Genomic DNA, 1,732 nt, shown 5'->3' on the forward strand with positions numbered 1-1,732 from the left:
TCGGCGCAGGCGTCCTCGGCGAGGCCGACGTGGTGCAGGCCTGCACGGACGTCTACGGCGATCGCATCGACCGCGCCTGCGCCCTCGTCGCGCCCTACATCGTCGACAATCCGCCTTACCGGCCATTCCTCGTGGCCGTCTCCGCCAACATCCGCACTTTCGTCGACATCCATACCTTCGCCTATGAAAGCGCACAGACGCGCCAACAATGGGCAGCCGCCTTTCACGAAACCGCCGGCGGCCCCTTCGCCGGTGTGTACGGGCGGTGCTTCGCGGGCCTTGCCGCATTCGCCCAACTCGACCTGCCCACCGCGGAGAACCGCTACACCGAAGCGCTCGTTTTGGCTCAGAACGAAGCCGGCCCGCATTCACATGCGGCCCGGCTGGCGGGCGCCCTGCTGGGCCGGCTCCACTACGAACGCGGTGAAATCGATACGGCCGAAGGGCTGTTGGAGCAATGTCACGAGCTCGGCGCCGAAAGCGGTGTCGTTGACTTCATGATCGCGACCTACAGCACCCTGTCCCGCATCCAGGTGCTTCGTGGCGACATCGATGAGGCGCTCGGCCTACTGGACGAAGGACATGTTGCGGCTCAGCAGCTTTCGTTGCCGAGGCTGTCCGCAGCGCTGGACAACGAGTGCGTGCGTCTACACCTCGCGCTGGGCGACACCAGCCGCGCGCAACAGATTCTCGCACGCCGCGGCAACGATGTGGCCAACGGCATGGACGGCATCGCGATGGCCACCCGGCACTACCAACTGAGCGCGCGGGCCCAAATCGCTTGCGCGGAAAACAACTACGACACAGCACACGATCTGGTGTCCAGGATGCATCACGAAAGCACCGCCGCCGGATGGCGTCTCGGCGCAGCCCTCAGCACCATCGAACTCGCCAGGGTGGTCTTCCTCGCCGGCGACCCCGAAGCCGCCGCCGAAATCCTCGTCCCCGCGCTGCTCGACGGCGCGCGCGCCGGGCTACTGCGCACCATCGTCGACGCCGGGCCGGAGATCCTCAAAACCATTGCCCATCTTCGCGACGCCAGCCGGACCCGCCGCTGGCCGCCCAAGCTGGCCCAGGTTCCGCCCGATTATCTCTCGCGGTTGCTGGCCACTGCCCACGCCGACGCCAAACACGCGGCCATCCCGGTCGTCACGCGCGACTCCGATCGTGCTCCCACGCCGGAAGAACCGCTCAGCCCCCGCGAAATCGAGGTACTGCGGCTCTTGGAGCGTGGAATGTCGAACAAGCAGATCGCGCGGAACCTGGGGGTCACGATCAACACCGTCAAGTGGTACCTCAAGGGCATCTACATCAAGCTGGGCGCTACCAGGCGCGGGGAATCGGTCTCCGAGGCCAGGCGGCGACACCTGTTGCCCTAGTTGCGCCTCGGGTCTGGCTGCTGTCGCCGCCTTCGGTTAGCGTCGTCGGCGTGACCCTCAAAGACATCCCCCTGACCACCCTCGACGGCCGGCCGACCACGCTGGCCGAATTGGCCGACGGCGCGACGCTGGTTGTCAACGTCGCCTCCAAGTGCGGGTTGACTCCGCAATACACGGCGCTGGAGAAGCTCGCCGAGGACTACGGCGGGCGCGGCCTGACCGTCGTCGGCGTCCCCTGCAACCAGTTCATGGGCCAGGAGCCGGGCACGGCCGAGGAGATCCAGGAGTTCTGTTCGACGACGTACGGCGTGACGTTCCCGCTGCTGGCCAAGACCGAGGTGAACGGCGACGAT

General features: G+C 66.7%; 2 protein-coding genes. Both read left to right on the forward strand.

Annotated features, from left to right (window positions below; genetic code table 11):
• On the forward strand, positions 1 to 1,379 hold a 1,379-nt coding region (locus tag A9X05_RS11755; RefSeq protein WP_231978336.1), incomplete at its 5' end, for a helix-turn-helix transcriptional regulator.
• Positions 1,380 to 1,429: 50 nt separating this feature from the next.
• Positions 1,430 to 1,732 (forward strand): glutathione peroxidase (locus A9X05_RS11760; protein ID WP_197499029.1); only part of this gene is annotated, 303 nt, incomplete at its 3' end.

This window comes from Mycobacterium sp. E3298, from assembly GCF_001666895.1.
Lineage (GTDB): Bacteria > Actinomycetota > Actinomycetes > Mycobacteriales > Mycobacteriaceae > Mycobacterium.